The following is an 18,121-nucleotide window of genomic DNA, read 5'->3' on the forward strand; positions in this document are numbered from 1 at the left end:
GACGCGTAATTATAAATATTCTATCTATAATGATAATTGAAGAATCCATGATGTTATCAGAGTTATCTAGAAAAAGCTCGATCACACCTAGCTTTTCAAAAGGGATGAAATCGATCCTTTTGGCAGATATTGAAAGAGCAAAGCCTTCAAAAAATTACAGCATACGCCAAAATGGCACTTTTGCCATATGTCATACATTTCACTGTACCTGTGCACTACCGGCACTTTTGCCATGTCTTTTACCGAGGATCTTTCCACAGCCGTTCGTATAGTTCGGTCTAACCTTTAATCCCGGCACAATACCGCGCTCGAAATGCGGCGTGGGGGTAACTCCACCGTGGGTTCGAATCCCACCCTCTCCGCCATATGCTTCTATAAGTTTCTGATTTTAAGTGTTTTCTTGCTGGTCATCTTCTTGGCCCATCATTCAGCCCATACTGTTCAATTGGATCTTCTCGGTGTAATTTTTTCACGTCAGCGTGTTTCGCCATGAGAATATTCTGATACGCATAAAAGCACATCCGGTGAAATAGTCCTTAATGGTGCAACATATTTGGGCCCAACTGGACCACCCAAACAGCGCTCTATTTTCGCCCGCGCTGGCGCTCAACGCAGGTCTTTGCATCCTTTCCCGGTGCGCATTCGTCTTCCTCTTTTTTCACGCGGTCCTGCTTCTGTGGCTCGGAATTTAGCGGAACGTGAACCGCATCTGGGTCAGACGGCGGCTGATTAGGAGACGGTGGCGGATTGCCTGGCACCTCCGGTTCTTGCGTGCCTGACTGTGTCGGCATACCGGATTCCTGTGCAACTGCTATATTCGGGGCAATCAGTAGTAGCGCAAAAATGACTAAGTTTTTCATTTTCCTACTCCAAGTTTAAATCATGGAACTGCCTCACATCTTCACTCCGCACCTTACGAAAGAAGGGCCTATTGAACCTCGGAAGAGCCTTGTTCGCCGCTGTTCTGAGGAGACACCCCATAATAATAAGGTGTTGCGAAGATAAATCCCAAGATCACAGCAACGGCTAAAATTAAGAACAATACCGACTTACGCATTCATTTCTCCTGTCCAAGACAGACTAAACGAACCGCCACCATTCGGGTTCCGTCCTCTCGACAAACATCTGAAGCGCACTATTTGCCGAAAGCGAAAATAATCAGGGGATCAGGATGTCCAGTTCGGAAGAGACGGAGCCGACAGCAGACGGGCTGAAGGAAAGGCTTCCATCCAAATCAGCCGCCATCCATGAGCTAATCCGACGTGATGGTGAGAAGGAAATCAACCGAGATGCAATGGCGCTTTTCTGGTCAGCCATTGCAGGCGGAATTTCTATGAGCACATCCATGATCGCTCGGGGAATTTTGGAGACTTACCTTCCAGACAGCGATCTTTTCTTCCTTGTGAGCTCCGCAGGATATACGGTCGGGTTCATCATCGTCATCATCGCCAATCAGCAGCTATTCACGGAGAATACGATCACTCCTGTCTTGCCATTTATGACGGAGCCGACGCTGTCTCATTTCGTGAAAATGATCAGGTTGTGGACCATTGTTCTCTTCGGGAACTTGATTGGCGGTGCAATTGCAGCCTTCGTTATGGTTAACATGCCTATTTTCTCGGACGAAGTGACCAGGACGTTTGTTGACATGGGTAAGCACCTTATGGCCAACAGCAGCAATGAACTATTCAGTAAGGGAATAATGTCAGGCTGGCTTATTGCTACGTTGGTCTGGATGCTTCACAGTACAAAGCAGGGGCACATAGCATTAATATTTCTCATCACCTACCTCATAGCTATCGGCGATTTAACGCACATCGTAGTGGGTTCAATTGAGGTGCTGTTTTTACTTATGATTGGAGAAGTCACCCCGTTTGACAGCATCTTTAAGTTCGGGCTCCCAACTTTGTTCGGGAACGTCGTTGGAGGAACGTTCATCTTCGGACTAATTTCGCACGCACAGGTGCGTGCCGACGAATAGTCAGGCGGTTTAGTCATACTGCGCAGCAAGCAGCACCTTTGTTTTTGGTGAAAGGTGCGCTCAAGCAATCCATAGACATTCTTCAAATTCAGTTCTGGGATTTCCAGGCAGAAGCGAATGGGCTGATAGCCATTCTAACGCTTTTGATAATCACCACAATTAATTTGCTATGCCGACCTCATTGAGCGTCGGCGATGACAATTGAGGACCCTCCACATCAAGGCGTCATCAGACCAGGGCTCTTGATCTAGGAAACGCAGCAGAGATTGATGCTTGGCAGAAACCAAGCCCCGGCGATGTCACCGCCGCCAGCGGCTCTACGCTTTCGCGCGCCACTGGGATCATCAACCCAGTACAATAATCCTGAAGGGTTCAGCCCTATCAACATGCCCGATTACTTCGATCAGCGCCTCCAAAAGCGCCTCGAACACACTTTCTTGTCTATTGTGAGTCTTATCCATGCCGACCATCTACGCACGGGGTACATACCGTAGCTGACGTGACGATGTGACGTCCTCTTGCTGCAAGCGATAGGCACACAACGGATGCCGCGGTCAGTTGTCGCGCACGTAAGCGTTGCCTGCGGGATGTCTCTCGTAGAGTTTGCGGTAAACTGCGGCTTCCGTGCTGCGGCTGTTTGGTCTGGACGTGCTTGCCTTCGCACTGTTGATCAAGAGTCAATTGCTCTTTAATTCGTTGCAAGTATCGAGATCAAACCTTGGCCCCCAGTCAAGAGCGCCACCGGGCGGTCAGCACCAAGAAATCTTCCTTTGGAACAGTTATAGCTTCGATGCGTTCCTTAGGAAGGAACAGTAGGGAGGAGGAATGATGAACAATAACGAGATGAAAGCCTGCATTGATGCATGTTTAGCTTGTTATCAGACATGCATCGGAATGGCGTCCACACACTGCCTCGAAGAAGGTGGGGAACATGTCGAACCCACGCACTTTCGAACCATGCTTACTTGCGCCGAAATATGCAGGAGCTGCGCCCATATCATGCTCTTGCGGACGCCTTTGCACCAAGCGGTATGTCGAGCCTGTGCTGAAATATGCGAGGCCTGCTCCAGGAGCTGCGAGGCACTCGACGGGATGGACGAATGTGTCGCCTCTTGTGATCTATGTGCCGCGACTTGCCGGGAAATGGCCGCTTAGTGGCCAGGCATAATATGCAAAAACTCGAACAACTCCTTACTGTTCGCCGTTTCGGTCCGATAATTTAAAAGGAGAATCTTATGGCATGGACCACCGAAAGCATGCTTTCCGAACAGATCTACGCACTGCGCGGAGAGGTCAGCAGCCTATCCTCCCGCCTGTCAGATCATCTCAGCATTTTATCCAGCACGACTGATGACGCGCTCGCATCAACGAAAGACGCTGTAAATGTTCTCGCCGAAGGTGCACGTGAACGTGGCCAACATGTTGTACAATACGCACGAGAAGTCCCAGGCACCGCTCCGCGTGGGTTTCTGTTGGTCTGGTGGCCTTAGTGGCCTACATGCTCATGAAGGGCAGACGCAGCCGTTAACAGTAAAATACAATCGGCCGGCAGCCTACCGCAATAGGCCTAACCGCCGAAACAGCAGCCGGAGGAGAAACCGCGCTAGGGAAGTTATTCCGGTCGTGAACGGAGGCATAGAACGCCCAGTAAAAAGGCCTGCGCACGGCGTTCCAATTAGTATATGCCTTATTCACCCCGGTGATGACTTGAATGCGCGTTACCGACAATCAGGCTGTTTCTTATTGTTTGTCAAATATGTCCCCATAAAGCCTTCAAGAACAGTCAGGGCACGACAAACAAGGGCCTTTTTCTGAAATCTCGGCGGCTCGGCTAGAATGCCCATCTTGCTCGCCAATTCCACCTAACGTCTGCCCAAGGGAACAGCATCTTCAACCCGGTCTAGCAGCGCGCCCAAGGCCGAACGCCGCCCATTATCCTACGAGCCCAGGGCTACTCGTTCGCCAGAGCGTGTCTGTGCAATCACAGACATATCCGGCTCGCTACCGATAACTGCTTCGATCTGATGCTTGTCCATGAGGCTGAACGCAGTTGCCCAGGCATCGGCTCGCGCTGCATCACGGGCAAGCACAGTCACCCGGCGATAAAGTGCCGCTGAAAATCCGGTTTTTGGGTTGAGCAAATGGTTAAACCGTCCGGACTCATCGAACTGAAAGCCCGTGAAGCTGGATGTCGCGAGCGCCTGATTGCGAATCTCAATATACTCTTCGGCAGCAGCTCCGGCTTCCAGATCGGCGATGCCAATGCGCCATGCCGTGCCGTCAGCTCTTGAACCGAGAGCGCGATACTCCCCCATATCGATCAGTGCATGTTCGACCCCTGCCCTTTGCAACAATGCCGTCACGCGATCGGTGACATAGCCCTGCGCAATACCATTTAAAGTCAGAGACATAGATGGCTTGGAGAATGCAATGCGGTTATCATCGAATAGAACGTGACCGAACCCTACCTTTGCAAGCGCTTCGTCCCAAAGCTGTCGCGATGGTCCGTCGGGAGAAGGACGTTCTTGCGAGAAATGCTTTTTCAGACAGTTCCAAAGGGGCTGTACTGTCGGATCGAAAAGGCCGTCGCTGGCCTGCCAGCATTCATGGCAGATACGCAATACCTCGACCAGATCAGGCGAAGGCGATGCCAGCGCCCCATTGCGATTAAGTTTGGTGAGTTCTGAATCCGAGCGATAGAGGCTGAAGATGTTCTCCAACCTTTCCGCTTCTTGAGCAGATTCACGTAGCAACCGTTCGGCAGTCGAACGATCAGGATGATAGAGTATGATCTTGGCAGGTGCCCCCATCGCCTGGCCACGCCAGATGATGGGCTCAGGAAGGTCGAGTGAAACTGCGTGTTTTGGAATGGCCCAGAACACTACTCCAGCCGCACCACCCGCAAGTACAAGCCGACGACTGAGACGCTGTCCACCTTCAATGCGCATGGCTTTCGGCTCCATGATCGGAGGGCCGCACCGACTGACCGCCGAGAACGTAATCCTCCGGTATTTCGGTAAAAGTGCTAATACGGCCGCCCTTTTCCGCAACGAACTTCTCCGCTGCTTCTCGTGTCGAAAACGGTACGGCCTCCTGTGCCCCCATTCCACCTACAGCAGCGCTTTCAATCACGAAAAAGGCTTTGCGCGCGTCGACCCAGTTTTCCGCTCCCGGCTCTTCCCAGCTTGGCGCTTTCGCCATATCTGAAACGTAGATCGCCGCGATCCCCTTCGGCTCCTCAGGCAGCATCGTAAAGGCGAGCGTATCACGGGCGGAAGAGAACCATACTGCCTCGTTTGTCGGCTCTAGAATGATTTGCCCCTTGGGGCCGGGGTGCTCCAGAACATTCATTCCGCAATATCGGCCCATTGCGCTTTCCGTCAGCGCAAAAGGAGCCATCACGGCATCATTCTTTTCGTCCGGAGAACATCCTGCAAGCAGAACCAGAAACAGGGGGGCAAGAAACAGAGCGCGTTTCATAATTCTTTCCTCGAAAAAACCAGCATGGAAAGGGACAGTGGCAGCATGACCCAGAGGCCGAGCGCTAGCGTCAGAGCTGGAGCCGAGAGTGTGGCGTTACCGGCTATTCCGCCCATGCCAGTTAAAGATCCGGCCTGTCCGAGACCGAAATTGAGAAGCCGGTAAGAGTCGGCTGGATTGAGAAGAAGCAGACCGTTGAGTATGCCACCGCCAACAATGCGGCCCTGATCGAAAACCAGCAGAGCAAGAACTGCTGCGTCATAGATCAGCACGAAGAACAGCCAGACGCCGATGGCGATACCTGCTGCCGTGCTCCGCTCCCGCACCAAGGTGCTTGCAAGAAAACCGATGGCGATGAACACGGCTCCCAGCAGGACCGACGAGATAATAAGTTTGAACAGCGACAGCCAGCTTCCAGCATCCACGCCGGACCCGGTCACGATCAGCGCCACAGCCGCCGCGCCGTACCCGAGCAATGTCGCGAAGGACAGAATAGCAAGCTGACCAATGAATTTTCCAAGAACCAGCTGAAACCGGCTTATCGGATAGCTCAGAAGCAGCAGCATCGTACCGCGTTCCATTTCCCCGACAATCGCGTCATGCGAAATGAGAAGGGCAATGAGAGGGATGAGAAAGATAGTCAAGCTGGAGAGGCTGACGATCACAACGTCCAGCTTGCTCGCGGCAACCGAACTCCCGGTGGGTGCGCTGCCGAGAAAAGTCATGCTCAGGGCTAATGCCGCAAGCAGCAAGGTGGTAGCCAGAACCCAGCGATTACGCAGACCTTCCTGTATTTCCTTGGAAGCAATGATGAGAATATTGTTCATTCCGCTGCCTCCGCGAGGGCCGCTTCCCCGGCATTGAGGAAGTGGGCGTACAGTTCGTCCAGCGTCGGCGGAACGAGATCGAGTTCCATGAGATTGTCGTTCATGGCCACGATTTCACGGACAAGAGCCATCTTGCCTTCCGTCGGAGCTTCCGTTTCGAAGATATCCGGGCCGAGACGATGCCAGCGCAATGCAGCATTGGCGGTTGTCGAAGGCAGCCGGGAGACGTCTGGCGTTTGCACCCGTATGCGAAGCGGTAATTGTGAAATCCGGCGCAACGCATCGATGGAGCCATCAGCAATGATCTTGCCCTTGTTCGCGATGATGACGCGCCCGACCTTGGTTTCCAGTTCGGTCAAGGCATGGGATGACATGAGGATTGTCGTGCCTTTGCTCCGCAATTCTTCAAGGACTTCATAGAAGCTCTGACGCAAGGCGGGATCGAGACCGGTCGTCGGCTCGTCAAGCAACAGAACGGACGGTTGCCCGAGCAATGCCTGAGCAAGCCCCAGTCGCTGGCGCATCCCCTTCGAATAGGTGCCAACCCGCCTGTTCGCAGCATGGGCGAGGCCGACGCGCTCCAGCAACTCTACATTTTGGGCAACCGGCATTCTCTTGAGCCGCGCATAGAAGCCGAGCGTTTCCGCTCCCGTCAGCGCCAGATTGAAAGAGACGTGCTCAGGCAGATAGCCAAGCCGCAATCTGGCGGCAAAGGCACCGGTCGCTGGATCCTCGCCCAACACGCGAACCGCGCCCTTGGTCGGGCGGATCAGACCGAGCATGAGCTTTATCATCGTCGTTTTTCCAGCACCATTATGGCCGACCAGCGCAATGCTTTCTCCAGCGTGGAGGCGAAAACTCGCATCGCTGATGGCATTGAACCCGCCATAGGACTTTGTGACCTGATCAAGAATGACAGTCTCAGTCATTTGGTTTTCCTTTCGCCGGATCGGCCGGATGCGGCGGCTTCATAAGGGGATAGCTATCGACGACACCGCCCGGCAAAAGCGCCGGGAACTGGGTCTGTGCCCAGCGGATTGTCTCGATTGCCGGACTATTGATGAGAATTTTTGCCTGTGGCGCAGTCCACAAAACCTTGTCGATCAGATCATTGGGCCGGTAAGGACTATCTGCGACACCGTCACCATTGAGATCGAAGGCCGGATTATCGCTCCAGTAATTGCCGCGCCCTTTGACCGACCAGTCGAGGTTGCGCGTGCCGACATATTTCACCTGATTGCGGTTGTTGATGAAGGCGTTGCCGCTCATGGCATTGCCCTCGGAACCGGCAGTAAAGTGAATGCCTATGCTGCAGTTCTCGAAACTGTTTTCGGTGAACTTGTTCTTGTTGGCATTGTAAATGAAGACGCATTTTTCCGGACCGAGCCGCGAGGTTTCGCCCGTCTGGGTTTCCGTCTGGTCGTCCGCAGGAAGACCGTGTTCAGCCTTCTGAACACCGGCATCAAGCCAGCGATCTATCGGTTGCATGCGCCCGATCACGCGATTACCGGAAATGACCGAACTGTTTGCATAATTGAGCAACAAGCCATGATCCCGGTCGCCGTCAGACAGGTTGTCCAGCACCTTGAGACGGTTGGTGTACATGATCGCGAAACCAACCGAATTGTTGCGCGAAACATTGCCGATGACCTGACTGTCATCCGTGTACATGTAATGGACGGCGAACCTGACATTCTCCATCACATTGTCGCGAAAGATATTCTTGCGGCTGGCATTGGTATAGATGCCGTCGCGCCCGTAGCGAATGACGTTGCCGATAACCTGTGCGCCGGGCGCATTCCAGATGGAAACGCCGCTACCGGTTTGGGCCATGCGCACGCCTCGACGGCCAACGATCTCATTGCCGCTCGCGATGGAATTTGCGGCGCCGTGCAAATAAATCCCGTAGAGGTTATTGATTAGTCTATTGTTCTCGACGCGTGCGCCCGTGGCGGTTTTGGCCACGAGAATTCCGGAGTTGAGGTCGGGCATGTTATCGCCCGAACCGCGCACTTCCAGCCCGCGCACGATAGCGTCCGGTGCGTTGACCGTTATGGCATTGCCCGAGCCAAGTCCGTCCACAATGGCGCCTGGTTCGCCAGTCAGTTCAATGGCGCGGTCGATCGTAACCGCGCCATTGTGCTTGCCTTTCAGAAGCCGGACGACATCGCCCGGCTCCGCTTTGTCGATAGCCGCCTGTACGCCTTCGCCTGCTACGACATCGATCTGCCGTGCCTGCAAACCGTCGCAAAGAACGACGGTCAGCAGCATTGCGGCACTGAAGGACTGAAACCGGCGGGGGAACCTCATGGCAGTCAGGCCTTCTTCGGTTCCACGAGCATCCGGCCCTTCATTTCCATGTGCATGGCGTGGCAGAACCACGAGCAGTAATACCACCACACGCCCGGCTTGTTGGCCGTGAAGGTGACAGACGCGGTCGCCTGTGGTCCGATCTCCATGTTGACCCCGTAATTGATGATGGCGAAGCCGTGCGTAAGATCTTCGATCTCGTCGATATTGGTGACATACACCGTCACCTCATCGCCCTGCTGGACGGTGAACTCGGTGAGACCGAAGGCTGGCGCGGCAGACGTCATATAAACGCGCACCTTGTTGCCATCCCGGATCACCTCATTGGCGTCCATCAGGTCGAGGCCATCGGCTTTCGCCTGAGTGACAGCATCGGCGAAGAATGGATCCTCACGGTTCCAGAAGTTGACGGGATTGATCTTGGAACGATGAACAATCGTTGCATCGTGCGGTTCGGCAAAACTTGGCCCGTCATGGACAATCACCATCTTCTCACCGGAAATATCGATGAGCTGGTCATTTTCCGGCTTGAGCGGGCCGACATTGAGATAGCGATCCTTGGAGAACTTGTTGAGCGAGATCAGCCACTGACCGTCGGCTTCCTTGGTTTGCCCCATGGAAGTGTGATTGTGACCGGGCTGATAATGCACATCGAGTTTCTGACGGATCGGATCGACCTTTTCACCCTTGAAGGCTCGCTTGGCGTCCTCGATATTCCATTTGCAGATCTGGCTGTCGATGAAGAGCGTTGTATAGGCGTTGCCCTTGCCATCATAAGCCGTATGCAATGGCCCAAGTCCGAGTTCAGGTTCCGCAACCACAGCATCGCGGGGCTTGATCTTGTCGTCGAAAAGTTCATCGAACTTGCGAACGTCGAACACGGTAACGGTCGGCGACAACTTGCCGTTGGCAACCACATGGATACCGTCTGGCGCAGTGTTGATGCCATGCGGGCTGTTCGGCACAGGAATGTAACGCGTATATTTGGAACCGTGACGTCCATCGATGACCGGCACACCGTTGATTTCCTTGAAATCACCCTTGGCAACCGCCTCTTCGATACGCTTCAGGTTGAAGATGACGATCCAGTCCTGCTCGCTCGACATCATTTCGGCGAGCGTCGTACCCTCTTCCGAATTGTAGCAGGTGGCAAAAGCATATTTGCCCTGATAATCGCAGTCGACATTATCCAGATTACCATCGACCATGATCTGCCAGGCAACCTTCATGGTCTCGCCGTCAACGGCCGTGAAGATCGCGTGATATTGCTTGGTATCGGTCAGATTGCTGCCGTCGTTTGGGATCGGCGCGCGATCTTCACCGTTGCAGAAGACATATCCGGTTTTCGGATATTTCTGCACGCGCAAACCATGCACGGTGTGCTGGTTCGGGAGCTGAATGATCTTGTCGCATTTCATCACATCAAGACGGATGCGGCAGACACGCGTATTGGCCTTGTCGTTGGCATAGAGATAACGCCCGTCATAGGTGCCTTCCGTGAAGGACGGGTGCGGGTGGTGCAAGTCACCATTCAGGAAAATGCCACCGCGATCCTTGAGGAACTCTTGGTCCTGCGGCAGAAGGCCTTCGGTCAGCACCTTAAGGCTTTCATTTGTCTGGCCCCAGCCGGTCGCACTATCGCGATTGAACACTGGAATGCGCATCAGTTCGCGCATTGATGGCAAGCCGACAATACGGACCTCACCGCTCTGACCGCTGGAAAAGAAGACGTAATATTCGTCCAGTTCTCCGGGCTTCACCTCTGCACTGTGGCCAGCACCGCCGGCAGCAGCCATTGCCGGTTCGGTTGAACCTGCAAACAGCGCGCCACCAAGACCACTTGCGCCGGCAGCAGCCACAAAGGCTGACGAGCCGAGCAGCTGTCTTCGACTAAGCTGCGTTTTTTTGGTTTCTTCAGACATGCTTCTCTCCTTTAAAAAAGTCAGACAGCAGGACCGGTATCGGCAACGCCTTCAACCGGTTTTCCTTTGACTGAGATGACGGGTCTGGCCGGTCCACCGCCACGTTCGGCAGCCGCTACGAGGGGGGCATTGCGGGCTGCGAATTTTTCACGCTTCACGCGCACCTGGATCATGTGCGGGCAGCGCTGGTCGTCGTGATAGAGTTCCTGACAATGCATGCAGTAAATGCATTCATTGACATTGATCTGCCCCTCCGGATGGATCGCCTCGACCGGGCATTCCTTGGCACAACGGTGGCAGGGCGAACCGCATTCCGGCCAACGTTTCAGCCATTCGAACATGCGGATGCGTCCGGGGATGGCAAGAGCCGCGCCGAGCGGGCACATATAACGGCAGTAGAAGCGCTCGATGAACAGGCCTGCAGTCAGAAGTGTCAGCGCATAAATGACGAACGGCCACTCACGTGCGAATTTGAGAATTATCGAGGTCTTGAACGGCTCGACTTCTGCAAACACTTCTGCCAGCGCAACCGAATAGAGCGACAACCCAAACAGGCCGAGGAAGATCATGTATTTGAGAGGCCAGAGACGCTCGTGCAGTCCCCATGGAAGCTTGACCTGCGGCACCTTCAGCCATTGGGCGAGATTATTGGTAAGTTCTTGCAGGGCGCCAAACGGGCACAGCCAGCCGCAGAAGGGGCCACGCCCCCAGAACAGCAGCCCCGCCGCCACCGATGCCCACAGAATGAAGATCAGCGGCGATGTCAGGAAAAATTCCCAGTTAAAGCCGGTAATCAGGGAGTTGGTGAAGGTCAGGACGTTGACGACCGACAATTGTGCATTGTTGTAGAAACCAAGCCAGACAAGGATGAACAGAAGATAGCTGCGCCGCAGCCAGGTGAAGAAGCGCGGATGCCTAACCAGACTGTTCTGGAAGAAGAAGATGCCGACAAGAACCGTGATGGCAAAAGCGGTGATGACCACATTGGCACGATTCATCTCCCACATCCGGACCCAGAGCGGATTGCCCTCGCCCAGAATGTCGGCTGCATTGGCTTCGCCGACCGGTTGCGGCTGACGCGGTGCATCTGCAGTCGTTGCTGCAGGCTGCGCGGGAGCTGGTTCCGGCTGCTTCGCCAGATATTTTTCCGGCAAACTGTAGCCGAGATCGTAACTGATATTGGCCTTGTCCCGCGCACCGAAACCGCGCTGTACCAGAAGCTGCAGATCCCACGGTTCTGTCACGTCGAAGCCAAACCCGTCAGGCACCTCGAACAGTGCTATCTCGCGCAGACGCGGTGCGCCTTCGGCCATGATATCGCCGATACGGGTATGGTTCTTGTCGCGGAAACGTACGCCCTGCCCGTCCTGCATCAACTCGATGCGGTCAAAGATACCGCCGCGCACATATCCGGAGCCCTTGAAAGAATAGGCTCCGTCGCCCGCAACCAGGATCGCCTGACGTCCTGGCTTCAGCCGCTTTTGCAAACGTTCGAAGCCATCCTTGCCAAGCAAGCTGATACCGATCGATGGCACCGATACTGGCGCAACATAAAGCTCGATGAATTCGTCTTCGGGATTGGTTGTTTCGGGGTTTTCGGCGGCACGATCATGTTTGGCGTCACGGAATGCCTGTGTAACGTCACCAACCGACAGTTTCAGGCTGCGGACCGAACCGTCACCGATCAGTGCCTGCCAGTCCTGCTCATCACGGATCTCCAGATCAACCGTGCGCTGCGCATCGGCTGCGGCGACCTGCACAGGCGCATTACCGAGCCGCCCACTACGAACGAGCCCGACGGCCGAACGAACGACGCTGTCTCCCATGACGAGCACAGTAACCGTGGCACCGCTGACGATTTCCACCTGCGGAGGCTTGTTCTGGCCAGCCGCGACAGCACTCATGTCACTGTCGACCAGCGAGTTCAGCGCAGCCACAACCTTCGCTTCGGGAATGCCGATCAGCACGATCGGCTCTTTGTGGTCGACCAGTTTTATGCCGCGTATGACGCCTTTGGTATCAATGCCGACGACAATATGGATAGGCTTGCCGGAATAACCGATGGAACTGGTGAAATCAGAATTCAAATAAGCATAACCGATTACCTCACCCCGCTTCATCAGTGGTGCGATTGGCGGCTCGCCCTGCGGCTTGCCGATAGCATCGGCCTCTTTGAAGAGCGCGCTTGCCTCAACCTTGGGAAGGTATTTTTCCAGATCAGCGGCGGATGCTGTGGTCTGCCAGCAGAGCGCCAGAACCATCGCCGCCAACGCGACGACCCTGGCGGCTTCTAGTAAAAATGAAAATGGCTGACTGACACTTGGAAAACCCTGTTCCGGCAGTCGGAAAGCAGGCGCGACCATACGGCCCAATAATGCTATTTTCACGTCCAACCTGCATTTGCTCTGCTATTATTTGCGAGCATGTCTTTCGGTTGGAAATTATCGGATCAGACAGAGAGTTCATTGATTTGGAACAAATACAATAAGAAATCACCCAACAACTCGACAAGCAGAAATCCAAAGTGTTAAAGGCTCGCCGACACAAAGCCGAGCAAAGCATCCGAACGCGGCTTTCTAGAATCCTGCTATGAACCTAAGGTATCTCGCCGCGCAGATGGCTCGACAGGAAGCCCAGATTGTCCTGTCCCCAATAAACTTCATCTTCATAGATGTAGGTTGGAAATCCGAATACGCCCTTTTCGACGGCAATCTCGCGATCATTTCGCCATTTTCCCTGGACGTCCTCGTCCTGCTCCCGTGACAGGAGATAGGCCCCGTCGAAGCCTGCGATGTCAGCCACCGCGCGGCGGACATTCGGTTGCCCTATATCCTTCGCTTCTTCCCAGAAGGCATGTTGCAGCGCCCGCACCAACTGCAACCAGTTCTCGCCGGCAAGATAGGCGGCGATCACCAAAAAGGAAGCAGACGTCGGGTCGCCGAGTGCCGGGCGATTTTCCACCAGCAAAGGTTTACCACGAAACTTCGCCCATCGTTTCAGATCACGCGTGCCGTAAGCACGGCGCGCATCGGGACGGTTTCTGGCGAATATTCCGCCATTCTCCTCGATGACAGTCGCCAGATGAGGCTTGATTTCAACCAGATGTCTTGAGGACAGCTCCTCCAACGTATCCAGCCCGAGATATGACCACGGCGATCCGATGGAGAAGAAATATTCGACAGTTTTGGGCACTTTCGATCCTTCAGTTACAGGGAAACAATATTCGGCTCAGTTGAACTTCGGCAGTCCCGGCGGGTTTGTTTCGGATCGGGGAAGCGCTTCTTCATCCAGCTGCCAGCGCTCGAGAATTCTGGCATAGGCTCCATCCTCAATCAGACCATTGGTAGCCACCGTCAGTGCATCGGCCAGACCGCTCCCCTTGCGGGTTGTGATCGCGACATCGGAACGATCCGGCCAACCTGCGCTCAATGTTCCGACCCGCTTGATATTCTTGTCACGCGCTGCAATGAAAACGAGCTGCGCATGAGGCTGCACAATCACGTCGGCCCGTCCTGACCGGAGCGCAAGCAGGCTTGCGGCTTCATCGTCGTAATATTGCAATTCAATCGGTTTCAGACCGGCGGCAACGTTTTCCTCGCTCCATTTGACGAGAATGCGCTCCTGATTTGTCCCCGCACCTGCAATGATGCGCAAACCCGCAGCATCCATCGGTTCCTTAATAGAGGTGACCGGACTGTCCGACTTGACGAAGAACCCGTGCAGACCCTGGCGATAAGTCGAAAAGTCGAATTTTTCCTTGCGTTCCTCGGTCACGCCAACGTTTGAAATGACGGCATCATACTTGCCGGAAGCCAGCCCCAGCGGCCAGTCGATCCACGCCACCGGAACGAGCTCCAGCTGCAGGCCCAGACTTTCAGCGATCGCAGAAGCATATTCCGGATCGGCGCCGACGACCGTTCGCGCATCAGTGGCATAAGTCGCCAGAGGCGGGCCACCGGGAGCCACGGCCACGGTAAATTTACCCGGCGCAACGAATTTGAAGTCAGCGGGAATGGCTGTGGCCGCCGTCTCATTCTTCTTCGTATGAATACGACCCGGTTGCTCCGGAGAAAGGTCGAAACCGTCTCCTGCCACGGCCGTCAGAACCGGAAATGCCACCCATGCAAGGGCCGCGATCAACAGAGCTCCTGCTCTCATGTAAATTTTCTCCAGTATCACAGAAATATGCGGGTCAGTTCGCGTCCCCTCGAACCGACCCGCCCCTCAACTTTCAACTCATGAGCCGCTCTTCGGCAGTCCCTGCGGGTTGGTTTTGGCTTCGGTGATTGCTTCCGGTCCAAGATTCCAGGTTTCCAGAACCTTCTGATATGCCCCGCTTGCGATCAAATCATTCAGGACATCGGTCAGCGGCTGGGCAAGGCCACTTCCCTTGCGCGTCGTGACGGCAATTTCAGCCGTAATCGGCCAGCCCCCGCTCACAGTGCCGACCAGCTTCGTCTTGCCGTTAATGCCTGCAGAGTAAGCTTGCGTCGCATTTACGCTGAAAACGGCGTCGGCGCGTCCGCTCTGGACGGCGAGATCCTTGACCGCATCATCATCGTAATACTGCACCTCAACGGCTTTCAGACCGGCAGCTACGTTCTGGCGGTCCCATTCCAGCAGGATTTTTTCCTGATTGGTGCCCGCATCTGTGATGACCTTGAGACCGGCAATATCTTTCGGAGACTTGATCTCGCCGATCTCGCTGTCGGATTTCACATAGAAGCCAAGCTCATCCTTGCGATAGGTGGAGAAATCGAATTTCTCCTTACGTTCTTCCGTCACCGTCACATTCGAAATCACTGCATCGAACTTGCCAGAGGAAAGACCCAGCGGCCAGTCAGCCCATGCGACAGAAACCAGTTCCAGCTGGAGGCCCAGACTATCGGCGATGATCTGCGCCAGATCGACGTCGTAACCGATGACGGTCTTGGAATCCGACGCATAGTCATGCAGTGGCAGATGTCCGCTGGTGCTTATGCCGATAGTCAGAACGCCGTCCTTGACGAACTTGAAGTTCCTGATTTCCTCGACACGCTTGGCGATCTTCTCGACGCGCAGCCGGTTCGGCTGTTCCGGGCTGAGATCGAACTTTCCCTCGCTGCGCGCAGCACCGGAACCAAGCAACCCAATAGCGATAACTCCGGCGGTCCAGTAGCCCGCTTTTCTGATAAATGTCATTTCCCGTCTCCTTGTTGTGTCGGTTCTTCCAGCACCGGTTCAAAGAACCTTGGCCAGAAATTCACGTGTGCGCGGATGCTGCGCGTCGTTGAAAATGCGGGATGGCGGACCGGCCTCTACAATCTGCCCGGCTTCCATAAAGACAACCGTGTCGGCAACTTCACGCGCAAAGCCGGTCTCGTGAGTAACGATCACAAGGGTAGTGCCAGTACGGGCAAGTTCCTTGATGACGTCGAGCACCTCACCGACCAGTTCCGGATCAAGCGCCGAAGTCGGTTCGTCGAACAGGATGACCTTCGGACGAAGCGCCAATGCCCGCGCTATCGCCACGCGCTGCTGCTGCCCTCCGGACAATTGACGCGGATAGGCTTCAACCTTGTCACTGAGGCCGACACGCGCCAGCAGATCAAGCGCCAGCCGGACCGCTGCATCCCGCGCAAGACCGCGTACCTGGATCGGCGCTTCGATGATGTTTTCAAGAACTGTCATGTGCGGAAAGAGATTGAAGTTCTGGAACACCATCGCAATATCGGCACGGCGTTTGAGAATGTCCTTTTCCTTCAACTCATAGAGCGTGTCTCCGTCCTGACGATAACCGACCAGCGCGCCATCAACGGCAATGAAGCCTTCATCCACACGCTCCAGATGATTGATCGAGCGCAGCAGCGTGGACTTACCGGAGCCGGACGGGCCGAGAATTGCCGTCACACTGCCTGCCGGAAGGGACAATTCCACATGGTTCAGCACCGTGTTCGGGCCGAAGCGCTTGGAAATATCGTGGATATGAATAGGTGCGCCTGCAGACACTGTGCCGACATCGCGGAAACCCGCGACCGGAACCGTCTTGTGCACTTGTCCCGACAACTCCGAGGTCAGCGGCAAGGAGCGCTTGTAGCGATTGAAGAATGCCTGGAATGGCAGGGGAACCGGATTGCGAACCGCACCCTTGGCGAAATAACGCTCGATATAATACTGCGCCACCGAAAGCACGGTCATGATGACCAGATACCAGACCGTCGCGACCATGAGCAGTGGAATGACTTCCAGATTGCGCCGGTAGATCACCTGAACTGTGTAGAACAGCTCCGGCAAGGCGAGCACATAGACCATGGAAGTGCCCTTGGCGAGACCGATGATCTCGTTGAAACCCGTCGGAAGGATGGAACGCATGGCCTGTGGCAGAACAATTCGCAAGGCTTGACGGTTGCGCGGCAGGCCAAGCGCGGCAGCAGCTTCATGTTGACCCTGATCGACGGAGAGAATGCCGCCGCGTACGATTTCGGCGAAGAAGGCTGACTGGTTGAGGGTCAGGCCGAGAAAGGCAGCTGCAAACGGTGTCAGCAATTGCACCGTCGGGTAATCGAACAATACGCGATCTGTGAGAGGCACACTCAGCGTGATGTTCGCATAGAGGTAACCGAGATTGTTCAGGATAAGCAGCAATACGATCAGCGGTATGGAACGCAACAACCATATATAACCCCAGGAAAGGCCCGAAAGCAGCGGCGACCTCGATACACGGGCTAAGGCCAGCAGCGTGCCGAGAATGGAACCTGATACAGCCGCGAGTGCTGTCAGCAGCAGCGTCCGCCCGAGGCCGACGAGCACCGGTTCGGCAAAGAACCATTCAGCAAAAACGTTCCAGCCCCACTGCGGATTGGTAAAGATCGAATAGAGCACAAGCCCGATCACGAGGGCCGCGAACACACTACCCACAAAGCGTGCTGGATGCTTTGCCGGAACGATCCTGTAGCGCGAATAGTCCTGCTTGCGCTCCACGGGGCGGGTTGCAATCTGCACGTTTGAGAATTCTGTCGTTACTGCCATCTGGTCATTCCTTGGCCTTCAGCCCTGTGATGATGTTCACTGGCTGGCGATATGTTGTCGGTCCGTGATGTGACGATCGTTGCCGCGCCCGAGCGGAGCGGCCAGATGGCCGATCTCCTTTTCAAAAGGCAGCGTCTTGTAAATTTCAGGATCCGCACCTGTGTCGAAAAGCGCCGTATAGCCGTTGTGAAGATAGAGACCGACGGCTTCAGGCTGACGGAAGCCGGTCGTCAGATAGATGCGGGAATAGCCCTGTCTTGCCGCCTGTTCTTCCAGTTCCACGAGAAGCTTGCGCGCCAGCCCCTGTCGCCGCAGATCCGACCGCGTCCAGATGCGCTTGAACTCCGCAGTACGCGCATCAAAAGCCTTAAAGGCACCGCCGCCGATGGTTTCACCGTCCCGGATCAACAGCACAAAATTACCGCCGGGGGGTGCAAACGCCTCGGGCGGATAGCGGTTCATTTCTGCCGCCGCACCTTCCGCGTTGAAATAAGTGCCGTAACGACTGTCATATTCATACAGAAGCTCATCGATGAGCGGCTTCGCACGTGGATCAAGAGAACTGGTGTACAGAAAGATATCGCTCATCATCA

The 18,121-nt window shown here is 54.9% G+C and carries 16 protein-coding genes; 2 read left to right on the top strand and 14 right to left on the bottom strand.

Translation table 11 applies throughout. The annotated features are described in order from the left end of the window. Positions 1 to 584 precede the first annotated feature (584 nt). Positions 585 to 860 (bottom strand): hypothetical protein, encoded by a 276-nt coding sequence (locus AC1RHM_RS06145; RefSeq protein ID WP_036588070.1) that lies wholly within the window; start codon positions 858 to 860, stop codon positions 585 to 587. A 68-nt stretch (positions 861 to 928) separates the two neighbouring features. Further along, complete coding sequence (locus tag AC1RHM_RS06150; RefSeq protein WP_255354098.1) at positions 929 to 1,057, bottom strand: hypothetical protein; 129 nt, start codon at positions 1,055 to 1,057, stop codon at positions 929 to 931. Positions 1,058 to 1,171: 114 nt separating this feature from the next. Between AC1RHM_RS06150 and AC1RHM_RS06155 the strand changes: the two genes are divergently transcribed. After that, positions 1,172 to 1,981, top strand: coding sequence for a formate/nitrite transporter family protein (locus tag AC1RHM_RS06155; RefSeq protein WP_043061980.1), 810 nt, complete (start codon positions 1,172 to 1,174; stop codon positions 1,979 to 1,981). Between the two features lie 828 nt (positions 1,982 to 2,809). Then, positions 2,810 to 3,136, top strand: coding sequence for a four-helix bundle copper-binding protein (locus AC1RHM_RS06160; protein ID WP_080692090.1), 327 nt, complete (start codon positions 2,810 to 2,812; stop codon positions 3,134 to 3,136). A 782-nt stretch (positions 3,137 to 3,918) separates the two neighbouring features. Here the strand turns inward: AC1RHM_RS06160 and AC1RHM_RS06165 are convergent. The 12 genes from AC1RHM_RS06165 to AC1RHM_RS06220 form a co-directional block, all read right to left on the bottom strand. Beyond that, positions 3,919 to 4,929 carry an FAD:protein FMN transferase gene (locus tag AC1RHM_RS06165; protein WP_151665138.1) on the bottom strand — a complete coding sequence of 337 codons (1,011 nt, stop codon included), beginning with the start codon at positions 4,927 to 4,929 and terminating at the stop codon, positions 3,919 to 3,921. After that, positions 4,919 to 5,461 carry a nitrous oxide reductase accessory protein NosL gene (locus AC1RHM_RS06170; RefSeq protein ID WP_166942347.1) on the bottom strand — a complete coding sequence of 181 codons (543 nt, stop codon included), beginning with the start codon at positions 5,459 to 5,461 and terminating at the stop codon, positions 4,919 to 4,921. The genes AC1RHM_RS06165 and AC1RHM_RS06170 overlap by 11 nt, the downstream gene beginning before the upstream one ends. Beyond that, positions 5,458 to 6,288 carry a DUF2705 family protein gene (locus tag AC1RHM_RS06175; protein WP_151665139.1) on the bottom strand — a complete coding sequence of 277 codons (831 nt, stop codon included), beginning with the start codon at positions 6,286 to 6,288 and terminating at the stop codon, positions 5,458 to 5,460. Before AC1RHM_RS06175 ends, AC1RHM_RS06170 begins: the two co-directional genes overlap by 4 nt. Next, positions 6,285 to 7,217 (bottom strand): ABC transporter ATP-binding protein, encoded by a 933-nt coding sequence (locus tag AC1RHM_RS06180; protein WP_036588257.1) that lies wholly within the window; start codon positions 7,215 to 7,217, stop codon positions 6,285 to 6,287. Before AC1RHM_RS06180 ends, AC1RHM_RS06175 begins: the two co-directional genes overlap by 4 nt. Continuing rightward, the gene (locus AC1RHM_RS06185) at positions 7,210 to 8,598 is read right to left on the bottom strand and encodes a nitrous oxide reductase family maturation protein NosD (RefSeq protein WP_166942349.1); all 1,389 of its coding nucleotides are present in this window, start codon (positions 8,596 to 8,598) and stop codon (positions 7,210 to 7,212) included. Before AC1RHM_RS06185 ends, AC1RHM_RS06180 begins: the two co-directional genes overlap by 8 nt. Before the next feature lie 5 nt (positions 8,599 to 8,603). Next, positions 8,604 to 10,520 carry a TAT-dependent nitrous-oxide reductase gene (nosZ, locus tag AC1RHM_RS06190; RefSeq protein ID WP_036588251.1) on the bottom strand — a complete coding sequence of 639 codons (1,917 nt, stop codon included), beginning with the start codon at positions 10,518 to 10,520 and terminating at the stop codon, positions 8,604 to 8,606. Between the two features lie 20 nt (positions 10,521 to 10,540). Further along, positions 10,541 to 12,781, bottom strand: a complete 2,241-nt coding sequence (locus tag AC1RHM_RS06195; protein WP_036588276.1) for a regulatory protein NosR — start codon at positions 12,779 to 12,781, stop codon at positions 10,541 to 10,543. 334 nt (positions 12,782 to 13,115) lie between these two features. Then, a complete protein-coding gene (locus tag AC1RHM_RS06200; RefSeq protein WP_029928802.1) occupies positions 13,116 to 13,712 on the bottom strand; it encodes a 2-hydroxychromene-2-carboxylate isomerase in 597 nt (198 codons plus the stop codon). 36 nt (positions 13,713 to 13,748) lie between these two features. After that, positions 13,749 to 14,678, bottom strand: coding sequence for a transporter substrate-binding domain-containing protein (locus tag AC1RHM_RS06205; RefSeq protein ID WP_166942352.1), 930 nt, complete (start codon positions 14,676 to 14,678; stop codon positions 13,749 to 13,751). A 78-nt stretch (positions 14,679 to 14,756) separates the two neighbouring features. After that, complete coding sequence (locus tag AC1RHM_RS06210; protein WP_010660646.1) at positions 14,757 to 15,701, bottom strand: ABC transporter substrate-binding protein; 945 nt, start codon at positions 15,699 to 15,701, stop codon at positions 14,757 to 14,759. 39 nt (positions 15,702 to 15,740) lie between these two features. Continuing rightward, the gene (locus AC1RHM_RS06215) at positions 15,741 to 17,528 is read right to left on the bottom strand and encodes an amino acid ABC transporter permease/ATP-binding protein (RefSeq protein ID WP_320109268.1); all 1,788 of its coding nucleotides are present in this window, start codon (positions 17,526 to 17,528) and stop codon (positions 15,741 to 15,743) included. 36 nt (positions 17,529 to 17,564) lie between these two features. Continuing rightward, the gene (locus AC1RHM_RS06220; protein ID WP_036588272.1) at positions 17,565 to 18,116 is read right to left on the bottom strand and encodes a GNAT family N-acetyltransferase; all 552 of its coding nucleotides are present in this window, start codon (positions 18,114 to 18,116) and stop codon (positions 17,565 to 17,567) included. Positions 18,117 to 18,121: the final 5 nt, after the last annotated feature.

The organism is Brucella sp. GW823-FHT04E01, from assembly GCF_058796175.1.

Bases quoted from the DNA above. Each gene is read 5' to 3' on its own strand.
- AC1RHM_RS06145 (WP_036588070.1), bottom strand. From the start codon at position 860: ATGAAAAACTTAGTCATTTTTGCGCTACTACTGATTGCCCCGAATATA.
- AC1RHM_RS06150 (WP_255354098.1), bottom strand. From the start codon at position 1,057: ATGCGTAAGTCGGTATTGTTCTTAATTTTAGCCGTTGCTGTGATCTTG.
- AC1RHM_RS06155 (WP_043061980.1), top strand. From the start codon at position 1,172: ATGTCCAGTTCGGAAGAGACGGAGCCGACAGCAGACGGGCTGAAGGAA.
- AC1RHM_RS06160 (WP_080692090.1), top strand. From the start codon at position 2,810: ATGAACAATAACGAGATGAAAGCCTGCATTGATGCATGTTTAGCTTGT.
- AC1RHM_RS06165 (WP_151665138.1), bottom strand. From the start codon at position 4,929: ATGCGCATTGAAGGTGGACAGCGTCTCAGTCGTCGGCTTGTACTTGCG.
- AC1RHM_RS06170 (WP_166942347.1), bottom strand. From the start codon at position 5,461: ATGAAACGCGCTCTGTTTCTTGCCCCCCTGTTTCTGGTTCTGCTTGCA.
- AC1RHM_RS06175 (WP_151665139.1), bottom strand. From the start codon at position 6,288: ATGAACAATATTCTCATCATTGCTTCCAAGGAAATACAGGAAGGTCTG.
- AC1RHM_RS06180 (WP_036588257.1), bottom strand. From the start codon at position 7,217: ATGACTGAGACTGTCATTCTTGATCAGGTCACAAAGTCCTATGGCGGG.
- AC1RHM_RS06185 (WP_166942349.1), bottom strand. From the start codon at position 8,598: ATGAGGTTCCCCCGCCGGTTTCAGTCCTTCAGTGCCGCAATGCTGCTG.
- nosZ (WP_036588251.1), bottom strand. From the start codon at position 10,520: ATGTCTGAAGAAACCAAAAAAACGCAGCTTAGTCGAAGACAGCTGCTC.
- AC1RHM_RS06195 (WP_036588276.1), bottom strand. From the start codon at position 12,781: ATGGTTCTGGCGCTCTGCTGGCAGACCACAGCATCCGCCGCTGATCTG.
- AC1RHM_RS06205 (WP_166942352.1), bottom strand. From the start codon at position 14,678: ATGAGAGCAGGAGCTCTGTTGATCGCGGCCCTTGCATGGGTGGCATTT.
- AC1RHM_RS06210 (WP_010660646.1), bottom strand. From the start codon at position 15,701: ATGACATTTATCAGAAAAGCGGGCTACTGGACCGCCGGAGTTATCGCT.
- AC1RHM_RS06215 (WP_320109268.1), bottom strand. From the start codon at position 17,528: ATGGCAGTAACGACAGAATTCTCAAACGTGCAGATTGCAACCCGCCCC.
- AC1RHM_RS06220 (WP_036588272.1), bottom strand. From the start codon at position 18,116: ATGAGCGATATCTTTCTGTACACCAGTTCTCTTGATCCACGTGCGAAG.